The 21863-nt window shown below is 33.4% G+C and carries 20 protein-coding genes and 2 tRNA genes; 7 read left to right on the forward strand and 15 right to left on the reverse strand.

What is annotated here, in order from left to right:
- Nucleotides 1-8 precede the first annotated feature (8 nt).
- From mutS to ACN5J3_RS02920, 3 genes are all read left to right on the forward strand, one after another.
- The gene (mutS, locus tag ACN5J3_RS02910) at nt 9-2624 is read left to right on the forward strand and encodes a DNA mismatch repair protein MutS (protein WP_418510711.1); all 2616 of its coding nucleotides are present in this window, start codon (nt 9-11) and stop codon (nt 2622-2624) included.
- Between the two features lie 98 nt (nt 2625-2722).
- Nucleotides 2723-2794, forward strand: a tRNA-Gly gene (locus ACN5J3_RS02915).
- A gap of 32 nt (nt 2795-2826) precedes the next feature.
- Nucleotides 2827-2911: transfer RNA gene (locus ACN5J3_RS02920), tRNA-Leu, on the forward strand.
- A 57-nt stretch (nt 2912-2968) separates the two neighbouring features.
- Here ACN5J3_RS02920 and ACN5J3_RS02925 read toward each other — a convergent pair.
- The 3 genes from ACN5J3_RS02925 to ACN5J3_RS02935 form a co-directional block, all read right to left on the reverse strand.
- Entirely contained in the window at nt 2969-4558 is a 1590-nt protein-coding gene (locus ACN5J3_RS02925) for a solute:sodium symporter family transporter (protein ID WP_417291354.1), read from the reverse strand.
- Between the two features lie 127 nt (nt 4559-4685).
- Complete coding sequence (locus tag ACN5J3_RS02930) at nt 4686-5060, reverse strand: hypothetical protein (protein WP_417291353.1); 375 nt, start codon at nt 5058-5060, stop codon at nt 4686-4688.
- A gap of 122 nt (nt 5061-5182) precedes the next feature.
- Nucleotides 5183-6418: a 3-deoxy-D-manno-octulosonic acid transferase gene (locus ACN5J3_RS02935; protein WP_418510712.1), complete on the reverse strand. Its 1236-nt coding sequence runs from the start codon at nt 6416-6418 to the stop codon at nt 5183-5185.
- Nucleotides 6419-6500: 82 nt separating this feature from the next.
- Here ACN5J3_RS02935 and ACN5J3_RS02940 point away from each other — a divergent pair, with 82 nt between their 5' ends.
- The 3 genes from ACN5J3_RS02940 (at nt 6501) to ACN5J3_RS02950 (ending at nt 9034) form a co-directional block, all read left to right on the forward strand.
- Nucleotides 6501-7634, forward strand: coding sequence for a DegT/DnrJ/EryC1/StrS family aminotransferase (locus ACN5J3_RS02940; RefSeq protein ID WP_418510713.1), 1134 nt, complete (start codon nt 6501-6503; stop codon nt 7632-7634).
- A complete protein-coding gene (gene galE / locus ACN5J3_RS02945; protein ID WP_417291350.1) occupies nt 7627-8646 on the forward strand; it encodes a UDP-glucose 4-epimerase GalE in 1020 nt (339 codons plus the stop codon). Before ACN5J3_RS02940 ends, galE begins: the two co-directional genes overlap by 8 nt.
- A gap of 196 nt (nt 8647-8842) precedes the next feature.
- Nucleotides 8843-9034, forward strand: a complete 192-nt coding sequence (locus ACN5J3_RS02950; protein WP_417291349.1) for a hypothetical protein — start codon at nt 8843-8845, stop codon at nt 9032-9034.
- 43 nt (nt 9035-9077) lie between these two features.
- Here ACN5J3_RS02950 and lspA read toward each other — a convergent pair whose 3' ends face one another.
- The 12 genes from lspA to ACN5J3_RS03010 form a co-directional block, all read right to left on the reverse strand.
- Nucleotides 9078-9563: a signal peptidase II gene (lspA, locus tag ACN5J3_RS02955; RefSeq protein ID WP_417291348.1), complete on the reverse strand. Its 486-nt coding sequence runs from the start codon at nt 9561-9563 to the stop codon at nt 9078-9080.
- Between the two features lie 43 nt (nt 9564-9606).
- Entirely contained in the window at nt 9607-10488 is an 882-nt protein-coding gene (gene fabD / locus ACN5J3_RS02960) for an ACP S-malonyltransferase (protein WP_418510714.1), read from the reverse strand.
- Nucleotides 10489-10538: 50 nt separating this feature from the next.
- The gene (locus tag ACN5J3_RS02965; RefSeq protein WP_417291346.1) at nt 10539-11099 is read right to left on the reverse strand and encodes a sugar O-acetyltransferase; all 561 of its coding nucleotides are present in this window, start codon (nt 11097-11099) and stop codon (nt 10539-10541) included.
- A gap of 11 nt (nt 11100-11110) precedes the next feature.
- Nucleotides 11111-12667, reverse strand: coding sequence for an NAD(P)/FAD-dependent oxidoreductase (locus ACN5J3_RS02970; protein ID WP_418510715.1), 1557 nt, complete (start codon nt 12665-12667; stop codon nt 11111-11113).
- A 94-nt stretch (nt 12668-12761) separates the two neighbouring features.
- A complete protein-coding gene (locus ACN5J3_RS02975) occupies nt 12762-13673 on the reverse strand; it encodes an alpha/beta fold hydrolase (protein ID WP_418510716.1) in 912 nt (303 codons plus the stop codon).
- Nucleotides 13660-14583 carry a dihydrofolate reductase gene (locus ACN5J3_RS02980; RefSeq protein ID WP_418510717.1) on the reverse strand — a complete coding sequence of 308 codons (924 nt, stop codon included), beginning with the start codon at nt 14581-14583 and terminating at the stop codon, nt 13660-13662. Before ACN5J3_RS02980 ends, ACN5J3_RS02975 begins: the two co-directional genes overlap by 14 nt.
- Nucleotides 14584-14625: 42 nt before the next feature.
- Nucleotides 14626-15450 (reverse strand): hypothetical protein, encoded by an 825-nt coding sequence (locus ACN5J3_RS02985; protein WP_417291343.1) that lies wholly within the window; start codon nt 15448-15450, stop codon nt 14626-14628.
- Between the two features lie 28 nt (nt 15451-15478).
- Nucleotides 15479-16303: a thymidylate synthase gene (locus tag ACN5J3_RS02990; RefSeq protein WP_418510718.1), complete on the reverse strand. Its 825-nt coding sequence runs from the start codon at nt 16301-16303 to the stop codon at nt 15479-15481.
- Between the two features lie 91 nt (nt 16304-16394).
- Nucleotides 16395-18107 carry a NupC/NupG family nucleoside CNT transporter gene (locus tag ACN5J3_RS02995; RefSeq protein WP_418510719.1) on the reverse strand — a complete coding sequence of 571 codons (1713 nt, stop codon included), beginning with the start codon at nt 18105-18107 and terminating at the stop codon, nt 16395-16397.
- Nucleotides 18108-18124: 17 nt separating this feature from the next.
- The gene (locus tag ACN5J3_RS03000; protein ID WP_344728045.1) at nt 18125-18739 is read right to left on the reverse strand and encodes a bifunctional nuclease family protein; all 615 of its coding nucleotides are present in this window, start codon (nt 18737-18739) and stop codon (nt 18125-18127) included.
- A gap of 116 nt (nt 18740-18855) precedes the next feature.
- On the reverse strand, nt 18856-19815 hold the full coding sequence (locus ACN5J3_RS03005) for an electron transfer flavoprotein subunit alpha/FixB family protein (RefSeq protein ID WP_344728050.1): 960 nt from the start codon (nt 19813-19815) through the stop codon (nt 18856-18858).
- 21 nt (nt 19816-19836) lie between these two features.
- Nucleotides 19837-20583, reverse strand: coding sequence for an electron transfer flavoprotein subunit beta/FixA family protein (locus ACN5J3_RS03010; protein WP_417291339.1), 747 nt, complete (start codon nt 20581-20583; stop codon nt 19837-19839).
- Nucleotides 20584-20884: 301 nt separating this feature from the next.
- Here ACN5J3_RS03010 and ACN5J3_RS03015 point away from each other — a divergent pair, with 301 nt between their 5' ends.
- On the forward strand, nt 20885-21862 hold the full coding sequence (locus tag ACN5J3_RS03015) for a pyruvate dehydrogenase complex E1 component subunit beta (RefSeq protein ID WP_417291338.1): 978 nt from the start codon (nt 20885-20887) through the stop codon (nt 21860-21862).
- Nucleotide 21863: the final 1 nt, after the last annotated feature.

Here is a 21863-nt window from a genome sequence, read left to right on the forward strand (position 1 = left end):
GTTTACCGTTGGCAAAAAAAGCAAAGAAAGAAACACCATTAATGAAGCAGTACAATGCAATTAAAGCAAAATATCCAGATGCTTTATTATTGTTTAGAGTAGGTGATTTTTACGAAACCTTTGGGGAAGACGCTGTGCGAACTGCCAAAATATTGGACATTATATTAACCAAGCGTGGAGCAGGTAGTGAAAGTGAAACCGAGTTAGCAGGTTTTCCGCATCATTCTTTAAATACATATTTGCCTAAATTGGTAAAAGCAGGTGAGCGTGTTGCTATTTGTGATCAGCTTGAAGACCCTAAACAAACCAAAACTATTGTAAAGCGAGGCGTTACTGAATTGGTAACACCAGGTGTAGCACTTAATGATGAAGTATTAAAATCTAAATCAAATAATTTTTTATGCTCTGTTTATTTTGGTAAGCAGTTTATTGGTATTTCATTTTTAGATATTTCTACTGGAGAGTTTTTAACGTCTCAAGGAAATGCTGAATACATTGATAAATTACTACAGAATTTTAACCCGAGCGAAGTTTTGGTTTCAAAACAAAAACGGATGCATTTCAATGAAGTGTTTGGGCAAGATTACCATACGTTTTATTTAGAAGATTGGGTATACCAAACAGATTACGCTAACGAAACACTTATAAAGCATTTTAATACTAAAACTCTAAAAGGATTTGGTATTGAAGATTTGCACGAAGGTATTATAGCCTCTGGAGCAATATTGCATTATCTAGCCGAAACGCAACATAACAAACTCCAGCATATTACATCTGTTGGTAGAATTGCTGAAGATGACTATGTTTGGATGGATAAGTTTACTATTAGAAATTTAGAACTTTATCATTCTACCAATAATAATGCGGTTACTTTGCTAAATGTGATTGATAAAACGATCTCGCCAATGGGCGGACGTTTATTAAAACGCTGGTTAGCTTTGCCGCTAAAAGATGTTGAAAAAATAAAACAACGTCATGAAGTTGTAGATTTTTTAAGTAAAAATGCATCTACACTTCAAAAGATTCAAAACCATATAAAACATATAGGCGATTTAGAACGCTTAATTTCTAAAACAGCAACCGCAAAAGTAAGCCCGCGAGAGGTTATTCAGCTTAAAAACTCATTAGAAGCTATTGTGCCTATAAAAGCTATAGCAGCAAGTTGTGATAATGATGCCTTAAAAGTTATAGGTGATACCTTGCAAAGTTGTGATGTACTTCGTGAAAAAATAAAAGAAACACTTAATGAAGATGCGCCAGTAAATGTGCTAAAAGGGCATACCATTGCAAAAGGGTTTTCTAAAGAGCTTGACGAACTTAGGGCATTATCAACTTCTGGGAAAGAATATTTAGATAAGATGCTTGAGCGAGAAAGTGAACGTACAGGAATTACATCACTAAAAATAGCATCAAACAACGTCTTTGGATATTACATAGAGGTGCGAAATACGCATAGAGATAAAGTTCCAGAAGAATGGATTAGAAAACAAACATTAGTTAATGCCGAGCGTTATATTACTGAAGAGCTCAAAGAATATGAGGCTAAAATATTAGGTGCAGAAGAACGTATTCTTACTATTGAGCAACAATTGTTTTCTGAACTAATTCATTGGATGACACAATACATTAAGCCTGTACAGCAAAATGCCTTTTTAATAGGGAAAATTGATTGCTTGTGCGGTTTTGCGCAATTGGCAAATGATAGTAATTATGTGTATCCAACAATTGATGATTCTTATGATTTAGATATAAAAGAAGGTCGTCATCCTGTAATAGAAAAACAGCTGCCACCAAGTGAAGCTTACATTGCAAATGATGTATATTTAGATAGAGAAAAGCAACAAATGATTATGATTACTGGGCCTAATATGTCTGGTAAGTCAGCTATATTACGTCAAACAGCTTTAATTGTTTTGTTAGCCCAAACAGGAAGTTTTGTGCCAGCAAAATCAGCTAGAATAGGATTGATTGACAAAATTTTCACACGAGTAGGAGCAAGTGATAATATTTCTATGGGAGAATCTACTTTTATGGTAGAAATGAATGAAACAGCTTCAATTTTGAATAATATTTCAGAGCGAAGTTTAGTGCTTCTTGATGAGATTGGTCGTGGTACAAGTACGTATGATGGTATATCTATAGCATGGGCAATTAGTGAATACTTACATGAACACCCAGCAAAAGCAAAAACATTATTTGCGACTCACTATCATGAGCTAAATGAAATGACAGAAACATTTAATAGAATAAAAAACTACAATGTTTCCGTAAAAGAACTTAAAGATAATGTGCTTTTTTTAAGAAAGCTTGTAGCAGGAGGAAGTGAGCATAGTTTTGGTATTCATGTAGCAAAAATGGCAGGAATGCCACAACAAGTTTTACATAGAGCAAATAAAATTTTAAAAAAATTAGAGAAGTCTCATTCTAGTGAAGAACTCACAGATAAAGTAAAAACATTAAAAGATGACGAGATGCAATTAAGCTTTTTTAATTTGGATGATCCTCTTTTAGAGCAGATTAAAGAAGAGATTTTGCATACCGATATTGATACCTTAACACCTGTTGAAGCCTTGATGAAGCTCAATGAAATAAAGCGAATGTTGGTCAAAAAAAAGATGGCTTAAAATATTTTTAATTATTTTTTAAAAAAACCTTTGGTATTATAATAAATATATTAAATTTGCATCCGCAATAACAACATTGCACGTTCATTTAAAAGACTGCGAAAGTAGCTCAGGGGTAGAGCATCACCTTGCCAAGGTGAGGGTCGCGGGTTCAAATCCCGTCTTTCGCTCTTGAAATACTTTCTTGAAAATATACCAAGATGCTGAAGTGGTGGAATTGGTAGACACGTTGGACTTAAAATCCAATGGCCATTATGGCCGTGCGGGTTCAAGTCCCGCCTTCAGTACAAAAGCCTTACAGAAATGTAAGGCTTTTTTTGTTTTATGATTGTTTGTGTTTTTAGTTAAGAGAAGTATATATAAATAGCTATTACAATAATAACAATTAAGGCACCTGTTGTTTTTGCGTGCTTCCATGGTGTGATATCAACCTCTTGAGTGAAAACGTCTTCATAAGCTTCGGTTTTAGGATATAACTTTCCAATGATGAGCATTATAATTATGTTTAATACGAATAGTATAGCCATAACATGTAAATAGTGAGGGTAATTATCTTCACCAAAAACATAAGGTTTTAATACAAATTGGCTTATTACATATAAAACAGCACCTAAAATAATACCAATATTAGCAGCTTTTGCAGGAACACGTTTAGTAAGGTATCCAACTACTATTATTGTTAATATAGGAATACTGTAGCATCCGTTAACCTCTTGTAAGTAGCCAAAAAGGCCGTCAGGAGCGTTTGCAATAAAAGGCGCGACAAACATTGATAAAAGCGCTAAAAGAACCCCAAAGCGTTTTCCGGCTTTCACTGTTTCTAATTCAGATGCATTTTTATTTATAAACTCTTTGTAGATGTCTATTCCGAATAACGTTACAGAACTATTTAAAGCACTATTGAATGAGCTTAAAATAGCGCCAAATAAAACAGCCGCAAAAAAGCCTACAAGCGATGCAGGTAATACTCTAGTTACAAGTTCAGGATAAGCCTCGTCCGGATTAGCTAAATTCCCTTGGAATAAATAAAAAGCGATGATACCAGGTAAAACAACAATTAGTGGACCTAAAATTTTTATAAACGAAGCTAGTAATAATCCTTTTTGACCTTCTTTTAAGTTTTTAGCACCTAATGCTCGTTGTATTATGGCTTGGTTTGTTCCCCAATAAAATAACTGTACTAGCATCATACCTGTAAAAATAGTAGTAAATGGTACTGAAGCACTTGATGATCCTAACGCGTTAAATTTTTCTGGATTAGAAGCTACCAAGGTAGATAAACCTTCAGAAATGCTTCCGCTACCAATTTCAATAAGTCCAAACACAGGAATCATTAATCCGCCAATTAGCAATCCTATGGCATTAATTGTATCAGAAATAGCAACAGCTTTTAAGCCTCCAAATATGGCATATATAGAACCAATAATTCCAATTGAAAATATAGTAATCCATAATCCTATTTCTTTTGAAACTCCTAAAAGTTCTGGAATATCAAACATAGAGTTTATGGCCAAAGCTCCAGAGTATAATACAATTGGGAGTAAAACAACAACATAACCTGTTAAAAATAGTCCAGAGGTCAAAGCTTTAGTTGTTTTGTTATAACGTCTTTCTAAAAAAGTAGGAATGGTTGCAATACCGCCTTTTAAGTATCTTGGTAGTAAAAATAATGCGGTTATTACCATTGCTATAGCGGCTAGTGTTTCCCAAGCCATTACCAAAATTCCTTCTTTGTAGGCTGAACCATTTAAGCCTACTATTTGTTCTGTGGATAAGTTCGTAAGTAATAAGGAGCCTGCAATTACAGCACCAGTTAAACTTCGACCACCAAGAAAGTATCCATCAGAAGAATTTTCATCGGTTTTACGAGTTGCATAGTATGAAATTATTGCTACTAAAGCAGTAAATCCTATAAAAGATAATAATCCAATCATTTGTTAAGTCAGTTTTAGTTTTGAAAGATACTAAAGTTATTTAATTAACTGCGGTGAAATGTGAGAACGAAGCATAAAAAAAGCCCATACAAAAGTATGGGCTCTGTAATTTTTACCGTTAAAGGATTTAGTGAGCTTTTAATTCGTCCACTTTATCTTTAGCAGCTTTAGCAGCTTTGTCTGCAGCTTCTTTAGTTTTATCAGCAGCGTTGTTTACTGCGTCACCAGCTTTATCTACAGCTTCTTCAGCAGCATCACCAGCATCTTCTAAAGCATCTTCAGTTGCGTTAGCAGCATCTTCTAAAGCGTCACCTGTAGCTTCTGTAGCATCTTCTACAGCTTCTTCAGTTGCTTCAGCAGCATCTTCTAAAGCGTCACCTGTAGCTTCAGCAGCATTTTCTATACTGTTTTCAACATCTTCAGCTTTTTTTTCATCTCTACAAGAAGTAAAAGTTACGCCTATAGCTAATAATAAAGCGGCGCTTAAAATTAATTTTTTCATTAGTTTAAAGTTTTAGTGTTAATTATTATAATAAATACGAATGTAACAACTTATTGGTTAACTATGCAAGTGTTTTTTAACATTTTTTAACACAGGATGTTATTTCGAAATTTAAAATCATTCTATTTACGTAAGAAATCTATAATTTGGATGACGGCACCCTTATTTTTTTTTATATATTCTAAATTTAAGGCACCACTTTTTGTTCTTTTTTCAGAATTTGATAGGAGTTCTTGAAGAGTAAGATTTAGTGTTTTTTTATCAGAAATGCTAAACATGCCTTGGTTTTTAATCATGCTTTTAGCTTCAGGGAATTTTTCATAATGGTTACCAATAATTATAGGAACTCCAAAAACGGCAGGTTCAAGTGTGTTATGTAATCCTGTGTTGCCTATAGCTCCACCAACGTAAGCAATGTTTGCATAACTGTATATTTTGGATAATAACCCAATGGTATCAATAATTAAAACATGATATTGAGAGAGATCATTACTATCTTTTTCAGAGAATAAAATTGTTTTTTTATTGAGGCTGTTTTTTAGTTTGCTGATTTGATTCGACTTAATATTATGAGGCGCTATGATAAATTTCACATTATCATTTTGGTGATTGTTTATAAAGTCTATCAGTAAATTTTCGTCTTCAGGCCATGTGCTACCAGCTACAACACATAGTTTGTTTTGTTTAAACGTATTAACAAAGTCTAAAGTGTTGTCAATTTTTAATTGATTATAAACTCTGTCAAACCTTGTGTCTCCAGAGATGGTAACCGAATTATAATGTATAGACTCTAAAAGTTCTTTTGAACTATTATCTTGGGTAAAAATATGTTCAAAAGCAAATAAAGCCTCTCGCATACCTTTTCCGTAAAATTTAAAAAAAGATTGATCTTTTCTAAAAAGAGCAGAGATTAAAATGGCTTTTAAATTTCGTTTTTTAACCTCTTTCAAATAATTAGGCCAAATGTCATATTTCACAAAGATGGTAAGTTCAGGGTTTACCATGTTTAAAAAGTGTTTGGCGTTATGTTTTGAGTCAAGAGGCAAATACACAACAATATCAGCGACATCCGTGTTTTTTCTTATTTCATAACCAGAAGGAGAGAAGAAAGTTAGTACAATTTTATGTTTAGGATATTGGCTTTTTAACGCTCTAAAAACAGGAAGACCTTGTTCATATTCTCCAAGAGAAGCACAATGAAACCAGAGTGTTTTGTCGTTTTTTTGAATCGTATTTTTCAATTTTTGAAAAGTCTCTTTACGACCACGCACACCCAATTTAATTTTAGCATTAAATAGAGATAAAACGCGCAATACAAATTGAGCCAGATAAATAGTAAAATTGTAAAAAATACCCAAAGTTCTTTCTTTGATGCTAAAATACATTTCTTTGATAAAATTTCATTGGTTTACGTTTGCTAATTTTGTAATTTCGTAGGATATGAAAAAAATTCAAATGGTTGACCTAAAGGGTCAATATTCCGGTATAAAAGATGTTGTTAACCCAGCTATTCAAGAGGTAATAGAGACAACAACATTTATAAATGGACCAAAGGTTCATGAGTTTCAAAAAAATTTAGAAAACTATTTAGGTGTTAAGCATGTTATACCATGTGCTAATGGTACAGATGCTCTGCAAATTGCCATGATGGGACTTGGGTTAAAACCAGGAGATGAAGTTATCACGGCCGATTTTACTTTTGCTGCAACCGTTGAGGTGATTGCTTTACTTCAATTAACACCTGTCTTGGTTGATGTTGAGCCAGATACTTTTAATATTGATGTAGACGCTATTAAAAAGGCTATTACGCCAAAAACCAAAGCGATTGTGCCTGTTCATTTATTTGGACAGTGTGCTAATATGGAGGCAATTATGGAGATTGCTCAAGAACATAATTTATATGTGATTGAAGATAACGCACAAGCAATAGGAGCGACATATACTTACAGTAATGGACAAAAAGCAAAAGCAGGAACTATTGGACATGTAGCTTCAACATCTTTCTTTCCTTCTAAAAATTTAGGATGTTATGGTGATGGAGGAGCAATTTTTACAAATGACGATGCATTAGCACATACCATAAGAGGGATAGTTAATCATGGTATGTATGAGCGTTACCATCATGACGTAGTAGGTGTAAATTCTAGGTTAGATTCTATTCAGGCAGCTGTTTTAGATGCTAAACTGGTGCATTTAGATGCTTACAATCAAGCAAGAAGGGACGCAGCAAAAAAATATAACGAAGCATTTAAAGACATTGATAGTATAACAACACCTTTTGAATGTGGTACAGCTGATAATCATGTTTATCATCAATATACTTTAAAATTAAATGGTGTAGATCGTGATGCTTTAGTAAAATACTTAAACGAAAACGGTATACCTTGTGGTGTTTATTACCCAATTCCGTTACATAGACAGAAAGCTTATCAAGATGAAAGATATAATGAGGCAGATTTTAATGTAACTAACGCATTAGTAAAAGAGGTTATATCTCTACCAATGCATACAGAGCTTGATGATGAGCAAATAGCGTTTATATCTCAAAAAATAATAACATTTATTAATGGCTAAAATATTAGTAACAGGCGGACTAGGTTTTATAGGATCTCATACTGTTGTAGAACTTCAAAACAAAGGATTTGATGTTGTTATTATTGATAATCTATCAAACTCATCAATTAATGTACTAGAAGGTATAACTGCAATAACAAAAAAGCAACCAGAATTTGAAAAGTTAGATTTAAGAGAAAAATCTAAAGTACAAGCGTTTTTTAAAAAACATGCAGATATAGAGGGAATAATACACTTCGCAGCAAGTAAAGCTGTTGGTGAAAGTGTTGGGAACCCATTATTATATTATGAAAATAACATAAATACACTTGTATACATACTTCAAGAATTAAAAGGTTTAAAGTCATCAAACTTTATTTTTAGTTCCTCATGTACTGTTTATGGTCAAGCGGATACGTTGCCAATAAAAGAAAGTGCACCAATAAAACCTGCAGAGTCACCTTACGGAAACACTAAACAAATAGGTGAAGAAATAATAAAAGATACTTGTAAGGTAAATGAAGATTTAAACGCAATTTCCTTAAGATATTTTAACCCAATAGGAGCTCATGAGTCTGTGCATATTGGAGAGTTGCCAATAGGAGTACCTCAAAATTTAGTGCCTTTTATTACTCAAACAGCTATAGGAATTAGAGAGCAATTATCTGTTTTTGGAGATGATTACCCTACACAAGACGGTACCTGTATTCGTGATTATATTCATGTTGTAGATTTAGCCAAAGCACATGTTATTGCTTTAGAGAGATTACTGTCTAAATCTAATAGTGATAATTACGAAGTATTTAATTTAGGTACAGGAACAGGAAGTTCAGTATTAGAAGTAATAAAGTCTTTTGAAAGCGTATCTGAAGAAAAATTAAATTACAAAATTGCAGATAGGCGAGAAGGAGATGTAATTGCTGCATATGCAGATACTGAAAAAGCTAATAATGTGTTAGGTTGGACATCAAAATTATCACTTGATGACGCAATGCGATCTGCATGGAATTGGCAAAAAAAGTTGAAAAACTAGATATTTATATCAAAAAAAGGCTTTTTAGCGATTAAAATATTCTAAACAGATGTCTGTTTAAATTGTAAATATTTTAATCATATAGCAATATAATTATCAAATTTTAAATAATATATTGATTAACAATGGTTTAACTTTGATTTTTTGGAATTGGTCTTACAAGTTAGTTTCTTTGTATTTAATGATAAAAGATATTATGAAACTGATTACTGTAAAAAGACAAACAAAAGACGAGAAAAGACACACTCCAAAAATGGGTGAATTATTAACCAAAGTGACTTACATAAAAAAGCATTTTTTAAGTATTCCTTATAAAACTCTCCATAAGTATCGCGAAACTTATTATGGGGAAATTAAAGATTGCGAAGCTTGTAATTTAGCCAGATAAATTCAATACAAAAAAGCCTCTGAAAATTCAGAGGCTTTTTTATTTATGCTTTTTTGTTTTTAAAATTTCCTAAAATTAAAAATCCGAGACCTAGCATTACAAACATATCGGCAACATTAAAAATACCAGTCTTAAAAACACCACCTAAATCGATATGAAAAAAATCTGTTACAGATCCATAAACTATACGGTCATAAACATTGGCTATTCCGCCACCTATGATAACACAAAAGCCCATTAATGACCATTTATCTAAATCTTTATTTTTTATAATATGAAATAGTACATATCCTAAAACAGCTATAGGCAGTAATAAAAGAAAGATAAGACGTAAAGTTGGATTTAAGTCGCTTCCCATGCCCAAAAATGCTCCAGAATTCTCAACATTTGTTAGTATAAAATACTTGCCTATTAATTCTGTTTCTTGATACGGTGTTACATATAGTCGTACCAAAACTTTAGAAATTTGATCTAGCGCAATGCTAACAATAATTAAGATGCTGATTAAAGCATTACGAGAAAGTTTCATATTACCTAATTTGTGTTTGTAAACAATGTTTTAAAAAAAAGACTTATTTAGAAGCAGATGCTGTTTGCGCTTCTCTGTTTATTTTCTTTACCAAGCCTTGTAATACATTACCTGGACCAACTTCAGTAAATAATGTAGCACCATCAGTAATCATTTGTTGTACTGATTGTGTCCATTTTACAGGAGCTGTTAATTGTGATATAAGATTAGCTTTTATTGTGTTCTCATCTGTAACAGCTGTAGTAGATACGTTTTGATAAATAGGACAAATAGGTTTGCTAAATGCCGTGTTTTCAATAGCAGCTGCCAATTCTTCTCGTGCAGGTTCCATAAGCGGCGAGTGGAAAGCTCCACCAACAGGCAATACTAAAGCACGACGAGCACCTTCTGCTTTTAACGATTCACAAGCTTTGTTTATCGCTTCTACTTCTCCTGAAATAACTAGTTGCCCTGGGCAGTTGTAGTTTGCTGCAACAACAATACCATCTGTATTGGCACAAACTTTTTCTACAATAGCATCATCTAGACCTAAAACAGCTGCCATAGTACTAGGCTGTAATTCACAAGCTTTTTGCATAGCAAGAGCACGTTGAGAAACTAACTTTAAACCGTCTTCAAAGTTTAAGGCGCCATTGGCAACCAAAGCAGAAAATTCTCCTAATGAATGTCCAGCAACCATATCAGGTTTAAAACTATCTCCTAATGTTTTTGCTAAAATAACCGAATGTAAAAATATAGCAGGTTGAGTTACTTTAGTTTGTTTTAAATCATCAGCAGATCCTTCAAACATTGTATCAGTGATTGAAAATCCTAAAATGTCATTAGCTTTTTCAAATAATTCTTGAGCTAATGTTGATTGTTCGTATAGGTCTAATCCCATTCCTGAAAACTGGGCACCTTGACCTGGAAAAATATATGCGTTCATTTGTTTTTTATTTTAATGCTGCAAAAATAGGAATAATATTAAGAATGCAATTAGTTGTTATTTATGGTTTTAATTATTTTGGCTGGATTTCCTGCTATAACAACATCGTCCGGAAAGCTTTTGGTTACTACAGCTCCAGAACCTACAACAACATTATTTCCTAGAGTAACACCAGGACAAATGGTTGCATTACCACCAATCCATACGTTATTGCCTATGGTAATAGGGAGTGCGTATTCCTTACCGCTGTTACGAGATTTAAATTCTAGTGGATGTGTTGCAGTATAAATTTGAACATGAGGTCCAAACATGCAGTTGTCTCCTATGGTTACTTTGGCAACATCTAGAATACAACAATTAAAGTTCATGAAGAGGTTTTTACCTGCAATAATATTGCTTCCATAATCACAATGAAAAGGAGGTTCTACATAGAGGTTTTCATCAGCGTTTTTGAATATTTTATATAGAATAGTATTTCTTTTTTCAGCTTGATTCTCATTTAAGCTGTTGAATTCTTGAAATAATAATCTAACTGTTTGTCTTTCTTTTATTAGTTCTGGATCTGATGGATTATACATTTCACCAGCTAACATTTTTTGTTTTTCTGTCATTAAATTAAAGTTTATAATGTTTGGCAAGCAGCTTCAGCACAACGTTCGCCATCCATGGCAGCGCTTATTATACCACCAGCATAACCGCCACCTTCTCCACACGGAAATAATCCGGCTACTTCAGGATGTTCTAATTTGTTGTTTCTAGGAATGCTTACCGGAGATGATGTTCTAGATTCAACACCTATAATATTTGCTTCGCTTGTATAATAGCCTTTCATTTTTTCTCCAAAGGCTTTAAACCCTTGACGTAAACGACTACCTATAAGCTTTGGTAATAAAGAGTGCATTGGTGATGTGTTTAGACCAGGTTGATATGATGTAGGGTTTAAATCAATTGATAATTTGCCTTCAACAAAATCTGTTAAGCGTTGTGCTGGCGCAACTTGGCTACGGCCTCCAGCTGTGTAAGCAAGGCGCTCTAAATCTTTTTGGTATTCAAGACCTTTTAAAACACCAAACGCTTCATATTTGAATAAATCTTTATCAGCATTTATTTCAACAACAATGCCTGAATTAGCAAATTCATTATTTCGTTTAGATGGTGACATACCATTTACTACAACTTCTCCATTTGCTGTTGCAGCAGGAACAATAAATCCGCCAGGACACATGCAAAAAGAATATACACCACGTTCATTTACTTGCTGTACCAAACTGTAAGACGCTGCTGGTAATAAGTCATGACGCTCACCTTGACAATGATATTGAATGGAATCAATAATATGCTGCGGATGTTCAACACGAACTCCCATTGCAAACGATTTAGCTTCTAGGGCTATGTTTTTTTTGTGTAATAAATAAAAAATATCACGAGCCGAATGTCCTGTTGCTAAAATAACGCGGTTAGCAGTTAGCTCATCTCCATTCTTTAGTTGAATAGCTTGTATGCGGTTGTCTTTAATAATAAAATCAGTAACGCGAGATTCAAAATGTATTTCGCCACCATACTTTAAAATAGTTTCACGGATATTCTGAACAACTTTAGGTAATTTGTTTGTACCAATATGAGGATGAGCATCAACCAAAATTTGATCTGTAGCACCATGATAAACCAGGTTTTCAAAAATACGACGAACGTCACCACGTTTTAAACTTCGTGTATAGAGTTTGCCATCGCTATAAGTGCCTGCACCACCTTCTCCAAAACAATAATTAGAGTCTTCGTTAACAAAATGATCTTGATTTATAGCACGTAAATCACGGCGTCTATTTTGAACATCTTTACCGCGTTCTAAAACGATTGGTTTAAACCCAAGTTCAATGCAGCGTAGAGCAGCATACATGCCAGCGGGACCAAACCCTATAATATGAACAGGTTTTGCGTTAGAAACATCGCTATAATTAAAAGTATATTGCGATGATTGAGGTAATGGTTCCTTGATGTAAACAGCAACTTTATAATTGAAAATTATTTTAGGGTTACGTGCGTCAATAGATTTACGCATTACTTTTATACCAGAAATGTCTTCTTTTGGAATTTTTAAAGCTTTAGCCGATTTTAAAACCAAAATATCCGAGCGCTCTTCTTCTTGAAGAGAAACACGTAATTGTACCTCTTTTACCATAAAGCGAAATTAGGTAAAAAGCATGAAATGTAACAGATTAAATTTTAAGTGTATTTTGATATTGTAATAAAAACAAATGAAGACAATTGTACTGTTATAAAACTTCTATAAACATATAAATATTCCTATAATATTCTTCAGGTTGTTCTAACCAACCATAATGTGCGCACTTATCTATAAATATTAGTTTTGAGTTTGTTAGTAGGGAATGGGCTTTTTTTGCAATAGTATTACCCATAACATCTTGTTTTCCTTGAATAATTAAAACAGGCTCTTTAAAATTGATGAATGCATCACTACAATCGAAATTTATAGCACGAATATTCTCCCAAATTAAACTATTAATAATACGATTACCTTGCGTTAGCCGTTCAGCTATTATTGGAGCATGTTTTCTATCATAAACATATGCGGGAGCTAAATATTTTCCTCTGTTATATAGAGTTTTATATGTAGTGTCTCCTTGATAAATTTTTCGGTTCCAGTAGTTTAAAGAGTCTCGTTCCTTAGACGTTAGCCTTGAAGTAAGGTTAAGGTTTCTAGTAATGCTTAAATCGTGACCGCCAGAGCCAGATAAGATTAAACCTTTAATCCTTTTAGGATGTTTTTTTAAGTAATAAGAGGCTAACATGCCTCCGAAAGAATGCCCTAAAACAATCCAATTATTAAAGCCAAAGTGTTTTCTAATAGCTTCAATATCTTCAACCATAAAATCCATAGTCATGGTGTTTTCAGAAATCTCATTTATAACTGATTGTCCTGTGCCACGCTGATCATAGAGTATAGCAAGGTGAGTTTTTCCAAGTTCCTTTGCTAGTGTAGAGAAACCTTGACTACTCATTCCTGGACCACCATTAATTATTAAAATAGGCTGCCCTTTACCGTAAGTCGTTACTTTTATAACCCCAATATCTATAGGAATGAAATCTTGTTTTTGAGAAATGCAAATAGGGATACATACGTAAAAGCAAAATATAAGTAATAGAATGTTTTTAAAACCTTTCATATGTTAAAAAGGAAAAGCTAAATTGATGTTTATCGTCTTTGTCGTGAAATACATTATTGGTTTCTTTCCAAATAGTTTTGTCAATCACAGGGAAGAACGTGTCGGCACCATCAAATGTGCCATGAACGCGTGTGAGTTCTATCTTATTAGCAAGCGGCATAGCTTGTTTATAAATTTCACCACCACCTATAATATAAGGTTGCTCGTCTAATCGTGCAGCATCAAGCGCGTCTTCTAAGCTGTTAACAATAATCACGCCTTCTGGTGCTTGATAATTACTTTGTCTGGTTATAACAATATGATTTCTATTAGGTAAAGGTTTAGGGAAACTTTCAAAAGTTTTTCGCCCCATAATGATGTGATGCCCATTTGTTAAAGATTTAAAGCGTTTTAAGTCATCGCTTAAATGCCAGATTAAATCATTGTCTTTACCAATAGCGTTGTCTTCTCCAGCAGCAACAATTAATGTTACAATAGCATTTTTATTTGTTTTCTTTTTTGCTTGAAGCTCTTTTTCAACTTCGCGCTTTGCAATTATGGTTTCTTCAGCAAGTAATTGGTCTTTAAGTTCATTAATTCGCTCCTTTTGTTGAGCAACTAGTTTATCAAGTTGTTTTTGTTCCCACTTTTCTGATAAAAATTTAGAGGTCACAAACACATTAAATACATGATAAACAAAAAGCAACAGCCAAAATAATATGGCATAAACAAACCAATTAACACCTAAAGGTTTTATGTTTTCTCCGATTCCAAGAACGGTATTCGCTAATATTAAAAAAATTGCACCAATAATGAAGATTATAAAATGAGCATACAAGCGTTTTTTTTGCTTAATACGTTTTTGAGCTGTTTTTATAAGTTCTAATTGCTCTTTATCTATTTGAGGTGTTTGCTTTTTCTTTCCGAACATAGTTAAAAAATATAAGTCTTATAAATTTACACTTTTTTGTGTTTAAAAATAAATTGTCATAAATAAACTCAAAGAAGTATCGACAGCTTTACCATTTTTATACCCCGGTTTTTTAAGTTTAGGCATTCTTTTTAGAACATTTATAGCCTCAATAGCCATAGCCTTTTTGTGAGCTTGAGCGGTAATGTTTTCTGCTTTACCTTTTTTATTAATAGTAAACTCTAGTTTGAATTGTGTTGACTTTTGTGTTGGAAATAATTTATCTGCTAATTCGTAATTTATACTTACACGTACATAATCAGCAATTTTATCTAATGTACATTTCTTAAGTTCGTTGTAAGGCATTGTTTCTTCGCAGCCTCTAAAGGTTGGGAATTTATCATTCTTGGTATTAGCAGATGATTTTGGGTTGTCAACTTGAAACTGTATAGGTAAAAAATAAGGTACAGTAACAGGTTTTCCTCTAACATAGCCAGGGCTTTCTAGTTGCGGTATAAGTCTGATAACTCTTTTTGCTTCATTGTTGAGTTCAGGGTATTCAGATTTCGCTTCAATTTGTGTGATTTTTCCAGTTTTATCTATTTTGAAAAAGACGTTAATTCTAACAATACTTTTGTCTTCTATATCAAGTGTTCTACCCAAATTTGTATTAAAATTTGAGGCGATAAAACTATTGATTTTATCATTGAAACATTTCTTTATCTCTACATTGCTAGATTTTTTGTTGCAGCCTTTGTAAACCGGAACTTTTTCTATTACAGCAAAAGGGACTTCGTCAGGATCTTTTATTGAGCTTTCAGAAATTGTTTCTTGTGAGAAAGTAGATAAGCTAAAAATTAAAATAAAAAGTAATAATACGTATTTCATAATATTTTAAAAAAAATGAGATGCAAGTTTATATAGCTACAGCACCTTTTATGTGTGGATGCGGATTGTAATCTACTAATGTGAAATCATCAAAAGTAAAGTCGAAAATATCTGTTACTTCAGGATTCAATTGCATTTTAGGAAGCGGTCTTGGTTCTCTGGATAATTGTAACTCTAATTGCTCATAATGATTGCTGTAAATATGTGCGTCTCCAAATGTGTGTATAAAATCTCCTGCTTCATAACCACATACTTGTGCCATCATCATTGTTAGTAACGCATAAGATGCAATATTAAAAGGAACTCCTAAAAAAATATCAGCACTGCGTTGATATAATTGACAAGATAATTTTCCGTTAGCTACATAAAATTGAAAAAAAGCATGGCAAGGTGGTAAAGCAGCTTTATTGTTGGCTACATTTTCACCGAAACTTTTTGATGTATCTGGTAATACTGATGGGTTCCAAGCAGAAACTAGCATGCGTCTGCTATTTGGGTTGTTCTTAAGGGTTTCAATGACTTCCTTTATTTGGTCAATCTCATCACTATTCCAGTTACGCCATTGGTGTCCGTAAACAGGTCCAAGATCTCCTTTTTCGTCAGCCCATTCATTCCAAATGCGTACGCCATTATCAGTTAAATATTTAATATTGGTATCTCCTTTTAAAAACCACAATAACTCATGAATAATAGATTTTAAGTGTAACTTTTTAGTTGTTACCATAGGAAATCCTTCGCTTAAATCAAATCGCATTTGGTAACCAAAAACACTTTTTGTTCCAGTGCCTGTGCGATCTCCTTTTTCATTGCCGTGTTCTAAAACATGCTTTACTAAATCTAAATATTGCTTCATGATTTTTGCTTTTTCTGAAAAAATAAAAATATAAAAAAGGGTTAAATCAAAATGATATAACCCTTAAATGATATAAAAAGTTATTAACTGCTTATCCTATAATCATTCCTGCTATAGTCGCTGATAATAAGGATGCAATTGTTCCTCCAATTAATGCTCTCAATCCAAATTCAGAAAGTGTTTTTCGTTGGCCAGGAGCTAGCGATCCAATACCACCAATTTGAATACCTATTGAGGCAAAGTTTGCAAATCCACATAGCATATAAGTTGCCATTATAATAGATTTTTCAAACTTTAAGTGCATAATGCTTGATGCGTTTTTTAATTCTGCTAATTGAATATATCCTACAAATTCACTAGCTGCTAGTTTAATACCTAGTAATTGTCCCATAAGCGCCATGTCTTCTTTAGCGACACCTATAAGCCACATTAATGGCGCAAATATGTATCCTAAAATAAACTCTAAAGAAAATGCCGTATATGGCGTGTTTTGGGCAATCCATGTGTTTAAACCTACAATGCCACCTAGTTTACCAAACCCATAATTTATCATAGCAATAAAGGCTACAAATACAAGTAGCATTGCTCCAACATTTGCTGCTAGTTTTAAGCCTTCAGTAGTTCCTGTAGCAATAGCATCTAAAATATTAGAACCAATACTTTCTTGAGAAACTTCTAGTTCCGAATTTATTTTTGCTTGTTGAGGATATAACATTTTAGAAATAACAATGGCTCCAGGAGCTGCCATTACAGAGGCTGTAAGTAAGTGTTTTGCATAAAAAACTTTTAATTCAGGATCACCACCGCCTAAAAAACCAATGTAAGCCGCTAAAACACCACCAGCTACTGTGGCCATACCGCCAACCATAACTAATAGTATTTCAGATTTAGTCATTTTTTCTAAATAGGCTTTTATCATTAATGGTGCTTCTGTTTGACCTAAAAAGATATTACCAGCTACACTTAAACTTTCGGCACCAGAGATACCTAGTAATTTTGTTAAAACCCAAGCCATGCCTTTTACAACTACTTGTATAACTCCTAAATAAAATAATAGAGAGGTAAGCGCTGAAAAGAAAATAATGGTTGGTAATACTTGAAAAACAAAAATGAATCCAAAACTTTCTACGTCCATCATGCCGCCAAGTAAAAACTCACTACCAGCTTGTGTGAACTCCAATATTTTGACAAATATTTTTCCAACAAATTCAAATGATTTTTGAACAAAAGGAATTTTAAGAACACCAATAGCCAGTAATAATTGTGCGGCTAAACCAAAACCTATGGTTTTCCAGTTAATAGCTTTACGATTTTTACTTAGTATAAAAGAAACTAATAAAAGCACGAGCATTCCTAAAGCTCCTCTGGCAAGACTCTGCATAGAAAATCCTTGACTAGGAATAATCGTATCTTCAGATTTACTTAATGTTGTTGCTGCAACGTCATCTAAATTTTTTACTGATGAAAGCGTATATGTTGTGTTTTTAGTTGTTAAAACTAGTGTAGAATCTGTTAGGTCTTTAATTTTATAGCGTACTGTATGCTCTTTTGGCGTGGCGTAATAAGCGATAAGTAAGCTGTTTTGATACATGTAATCACCAGTTGCCTTTGTGCTAGAGTGGTTGGTGATTTTAAAAGCACTATCATTAAGAGTTAAAGTGTCAGATTTTTTTATTGTTGCAAGAGAATCATTAAATGTTTGAGCTACAGCTTCAACATGCCATTTTTTTTCTATGTCTTGAGCGAATACGGATGATGTTAATCCAAAAAAAATAGCAGTAATCGCTAGTAAAAAATGTTTCATTTGTTTTAGAAAGTTAGTTAACGTTTAGAGATTTCGTCTCTTATTTTTGCTGCTTTTTCATAGTCTTCATTAGCAACAGCTTCATCTAGAAGGTTATGTAATTCTTCAAGTGTTTTACCTTTAAACTGTTCTTGAGGGTTTCCTGTTTCTACTTCTTCAGCAATTAAATCATCTACCAAAATGCTGTCTTCATTTGCAGGACTTTCTTTTTCAGGGTTTATTTTTAGATAAATACCTGCTTTGTCAAGAATGTTTTTATAAGTAAATATAGGTGCTTGAAAACGAAGCGCAAGGGCAATAGCATCACTAGTACGTGCATCGATAATTTCTTCAATTTTATCACGCTCGCAAATTAAACTAGAATAAAAAACGCCATCAACAAGTTTGTGAATGATGACTTGTTTGACAATTATGTCAAAACGATCTGAAAAATTTTTAAAAAGGTCGTGTGTTAAGGGTCTTGGAGGTCGTATCTCTTTTTCTAATGCAATAGCAATTGATTGTGCCTCAAAAGCACCAATAACTATTGGAAGTTTACGGTCACCATCTACTTCGTTTAAAATCAAAGCGTAAGCGCCATTTTGAGTTTGGCTGTACGAAATGCCCTTTATGTTAAGACGAACTAAGCTCATAAATTTAAAAACACAAAGAACTGTTTAAATTAGGACTTTACCAAACTGAAATTAACAGATTTGATGATTTAAGCCAAATTCAAACAGTCCTTTAACAATACAATTTATAAAAAAAATTATTGTTGTGCTTTAAATTCTTTTATTTTCTCAATGAGTTTTGGTACCACTTCAAAAGCATCACCTACAATTCCGTAGTCAGCAGCTTTAAAGAAAGGTGCTTCAGGATCTGTGTTGATAACTACTTTTACTTTTGAAGCGTTGATACCTGCTAAATGCTGAATAGCTCCAGAAATTCCAACGGCAATATATAAGTTTGATGCTACTGGTTTTCCTGTTTGTCCTACGTGCTCACTGTGTGGTCTCCAACCTAAATCACTTACAGGTTTAGAGCATGCTGTAGCAGCACCAAGAACATCTGCTAATTCTTCTATCATTCCCCAGTTTTCAGGACCTTTTAATCCGCGTCCACCAGATACTACAACTTCAGCATCTGCAATAGTAACTTGACCTGTAACTTTATCTACAGCATCAACTTGTACTTTTATTTCTGGGATTGAAGCTGAAAAATCTTCAGCAGCTGCACTTGCAGTATTTTCTTTTAATCCGAAAGCATTTTTTGAAACTGCTACTAATTTAACATCAGAGTTAATTGTAGTCATGTTAAATGCTTTGTTTGTAAATGCAGTACGTTTTACTGTAAATGGCGAAGTGCTAGAAGGCGCTTCAACCACGTTAGATGCAAAACCTGCATTTAAATCTACTGCTAAAAGAGGTGCTAAATACTTGCTGTCTGCACTTGAGCTTACAATAACAACTTTGGCATCTTCTTTTTCTGTAGCTTGTTTTATAATGCTTGCATATGCATTGGCATTAAATTTATCTAAACTAGCATCGTTAACTTTTAATACTTTGTCAACGCCGTAGTTTCCTAAAGCTGATGTGTCATCAGCATTTATAGTAACTGCAGTTACTGTTGTTCCCATTTGGTCTGCAACAGCTTTTGCATAAGAAGCAACTTCAAACGCTACTTTTTTAAATTTTCCTTGTTCTGATTCTGTATATACTAAAACTGACATCTTTTCTTTTTTGTACGTTAATTAAATGACTTTTGCTTCGTTGTGAAGTAGGTTTACTAATTCACCAACATTATCTGCATCTACTAAAGTAACAGCACCTTTTGGAGCTGGTTTTTCAAACTTAACAGAAGCTGTTTCAGCTGATGCATCAACAGGTTCTACAACACTAAGAGGTTTTTTACGAGCCATCATAATACCTCTCATATTAGGAATACGTAAGTCACTTTCTTCAACAAGTCCTTTTTGACCACCAATTACTAGTGGTAAAGCTGTAGATACAGTTTCTTTTCCTCCATCAATTTCTCTTACTGCTTTTGCAGAAGTTCCATCAATTTCTAGGCTAATACAGTTGTTTACAAAATTTGCACTAGTTAATCCAGCTAACATTCCTGGAACCATACCACCATTGTAGTCAATAGATTCACGACCAGCAATTACTAAATCATAACCACCATTTTTTACAACACTAGCCAATTGTTTTGCTACAGCAAAACCGTCTGTAGCTTCTGTGTTAACTCTTATAGCAGTATCTGCTCCTATAGCTAGAGCTTTGCGAAGTGTTGGTTCGGTTTCTGGACCACCAACATTTACAACATCTACGCTTGCGCCTTGTTTTTCTTTAAACCACATAGCACGCGTTAAACCAAATTCATCATTAGGATTGATAACGAATTGTACACCATTTGTGTCAAATTTTGTGTCGCCATCTGAAAAATTAATCTTCGAAGTCGTATCAGGTACGTGACTAATACATACTAATATTTTCATATTTGTTATATTTTATAATTTGAATAACTTAAATTTTAGGTTACGAAGTTAAATATTTTAATCCGAATATTTGCTATGCGTGCATAATAAATTTATGTTTTTTTGAGAAAAAAGATGAATTTTAATCTAAAATTAAAATAATAAGCGGTTTTTTTGAGAATAATTTAACATTGTTAGGTGATTTTGAATTTCAATCACACTTACTAAAACACAAAGGTTTTACAAGATTGATAAATAAAAAAAAACCCGTATGTCTTTTACGAAATATTGTTATTTTTGCTTTCCGATTAAATAAATAAAAATGAAAACAATTCAATTTAGAGAAGCAGTTTGTGAAGCCATGAGTGAAGAAATGCGCCGTGATGAAAGCGTTTACTTGATGGGTGAAGAAGTTGCAGAATATAATGGTGCTTATAAGGCGTCAAAAGGTATGTTAGATGAATTTGGTCCTAAACGTGTTATTGATACACCAATTGCAGAGTTAGGTTTTGCAGGTATAGCAGTAGGATCTACGATGACTGGTAACAGACCAATTGTAGAGTACATGACGTTTAACTTCTCTTTAGTTGGTATTGATCAAATTATAAATAATGCGGCTAAAATCAGACAAATGTCTGGTGGCCAATTTAAGTGTCCAATTGTTTTTCGTGGACCAACAGCATCTGCAGGGCAATTGGCAGCAACACACTCTCAAGCTTTTGAAAGCTGGTTTGCTAATACTCCAGGGTTAAAAGTTGTTGTGCCTTCAAATCCATATGATGCCAAAGGTTTATTGAAATCTGCTATTCGTGATGACGATCCAGTAATTTTTATGGAAAGTGAGCAAATGTATGGTGATAAAGGCGAAGTGCCAGAAGGAGAATACATTATTCCTTTAGGAGTTGCTGATATTAAAAGAAAGGGTGACGATGTAACAATTGTATCTTTTGGAAAAATCATCAAAGAAGCTTACAAAGCTGCTGACGAATTAGAGAAAGAAGGTATTTCATGTGAAATTATAGATTTACGTACCGTACGTCCTTTAGATAAAGAAGCCGTGTTAGAGTCTGTAAAGAAAACAAATAGGTTAGTAGTTTTAGAAGAAGCTTGGCCTTTTGGAAACGTGTCAACAGAGTTAACATATATCGTGCAATCAGAAGCGTTTGATTATTTAGATGCGCCTATTGTAAAAATTAACACAGCCGATACACCTGCGCCATATTCTCCTGTATTATTAGAAGAATGGTTACCTAATAGCGACGATGTTGTTAAAGCAGTAAAAAAAGTATTATACAAATAAA

Origin of the sequence: Corallibacter sp. (assembly GCF_048381695.1) — a bacterium.
Classification (GTDB): Bacteria; Bacteroidota; Bacteroidia; order Flavobacteriales; family Flavobacteriaceae; genus Corallibacter; species Corallibacter vietnamensis.

Bases quoted from the DNA above. Each gene is read 5' to 3' on its own strand.
- ACN5J3_RS02925 (WP_417291354.1), bottom strand. From the start codon at position 4,558: ATGATTGGATTATTATCTTTTATAGGATTTACTGCTTTAGTAGCAATA.
- ACN5J3_RS02930 (WP_417291353.1), bottom strand. From the start codon at position 5,060: ATGAAAAAATTAATTTTAAGCGCCGCTTTATTATTAGCTATAGGCGTA.
- ACN5J3_RS02940 (WP_418510713.1), top strand. From the start codon at position 6,501: ATGAAAAAAATTCAAATGGTTGACCTAAAGGGTCAATATTCCGGTATA.
- galE (WP_417291350.1), top strand. From the start codon at position 7,627: ATGGCTAAAATATTAGTAACAGGCGGACTAGGTTTTATAGGATCTCAT.
- ACN5J3_RS02950 (WP_417291349.1), top strand. From the start codon at position 8,843: ATGAAACTGATTACTGTAAAAAGACAAACAAAAGACGAGAAAAGACAC.
- lspA (WP_417291348.1), bottom strand. From the start codon at position 9,563: ATGAAACTTTCTCGTAATGCTTTAATCAGCATCTTAATTATTGTTAGC.
- fabD (WP_418510714.1), bottom strand. From the start codon at position 10,488: ATGAACGCATATATTTTTCCAGGTCAAGGTGCCCAGTTTTCAGGAATG.
- ACN5J3_RS02965 (WP_417291346.1), bottom strand. From the start codon at position 11,099: ATGACAGAAAAACAAAAAATGTTAGCTGGTGAAATGTATAATCCATCA.
- ACN5J3_RS02970 (WP_418510715.1), bottom strand. From the start codon at position 12,667: ATGGTAAAAGAGGTACAATTACGTGTTTCTCTTCAAGAAGAAGAGCGC.
- ACN5J3_RS02975 (WP_418510716.1), bottom strand. From the start codon at position 13,673: ATGAAAGGTTTTAAAAACATTCTATTACTTATATTTTGCTTTTACGTA.
- ACN5J3_RS02980 (WP_418510717.1), bottom strand. From the start codon at position 14,583: ATGTTCGGAAAGAAAAAGCAAACACCTCAAATAGATAAAGAGCAATTA.
- ACN5J3_RS02985 (WP_417291343.1), bottom strand. From the start codon at position 15,450: ATGAAATACGTATTATTACTTTTTATTTTAATTTTTAGCTTATCTACT.
- ACN5J3_RS02990 (WP_418510718.1), bottom strand. From the start codon at position 16,303: ATGAAGCAATATTTAGATTTAGTAAAGCATGTTTTAGAACACGGCAAT.
- ACN5J3_RS02995 (WP_418510719.1), bottom strand. From the start codon at position 18,107: ATGAAACATTTTTTACTAGCGATTACTGCTATTTTTTTTGGATTAACA.
- ACN5J3_RS03000 (WP_344728045.1), bottom strand. From the start codon at position 18,739: ATGAGCTTAGTTCGTCTTAACATAAAGGGCATTTCGTACAGCCAAACT.
- ACN5J3_RS03005 (WP_344728050.1), bottom strand. From the start codon at position 19,815: ATGTCAGTTTTAGTATATACAGAATCAGAACAAGGAAAATTTAAAAAA.
- ACN5J3_RS03010 (WP_417291339.1), bottom strand. From the start codon at position 20,583: ATGAAAATATTAGTATGTATTAGTCACGTACCTGATACGACTTCGAAG.
- ACN5J3_RS03015 (WP_417291338.1), top strand. From the start codon at position 20,885: ATGAAAACAATTCAATTTAGAGAAGCAGTTTGTGAAGCCATGAGTGAA.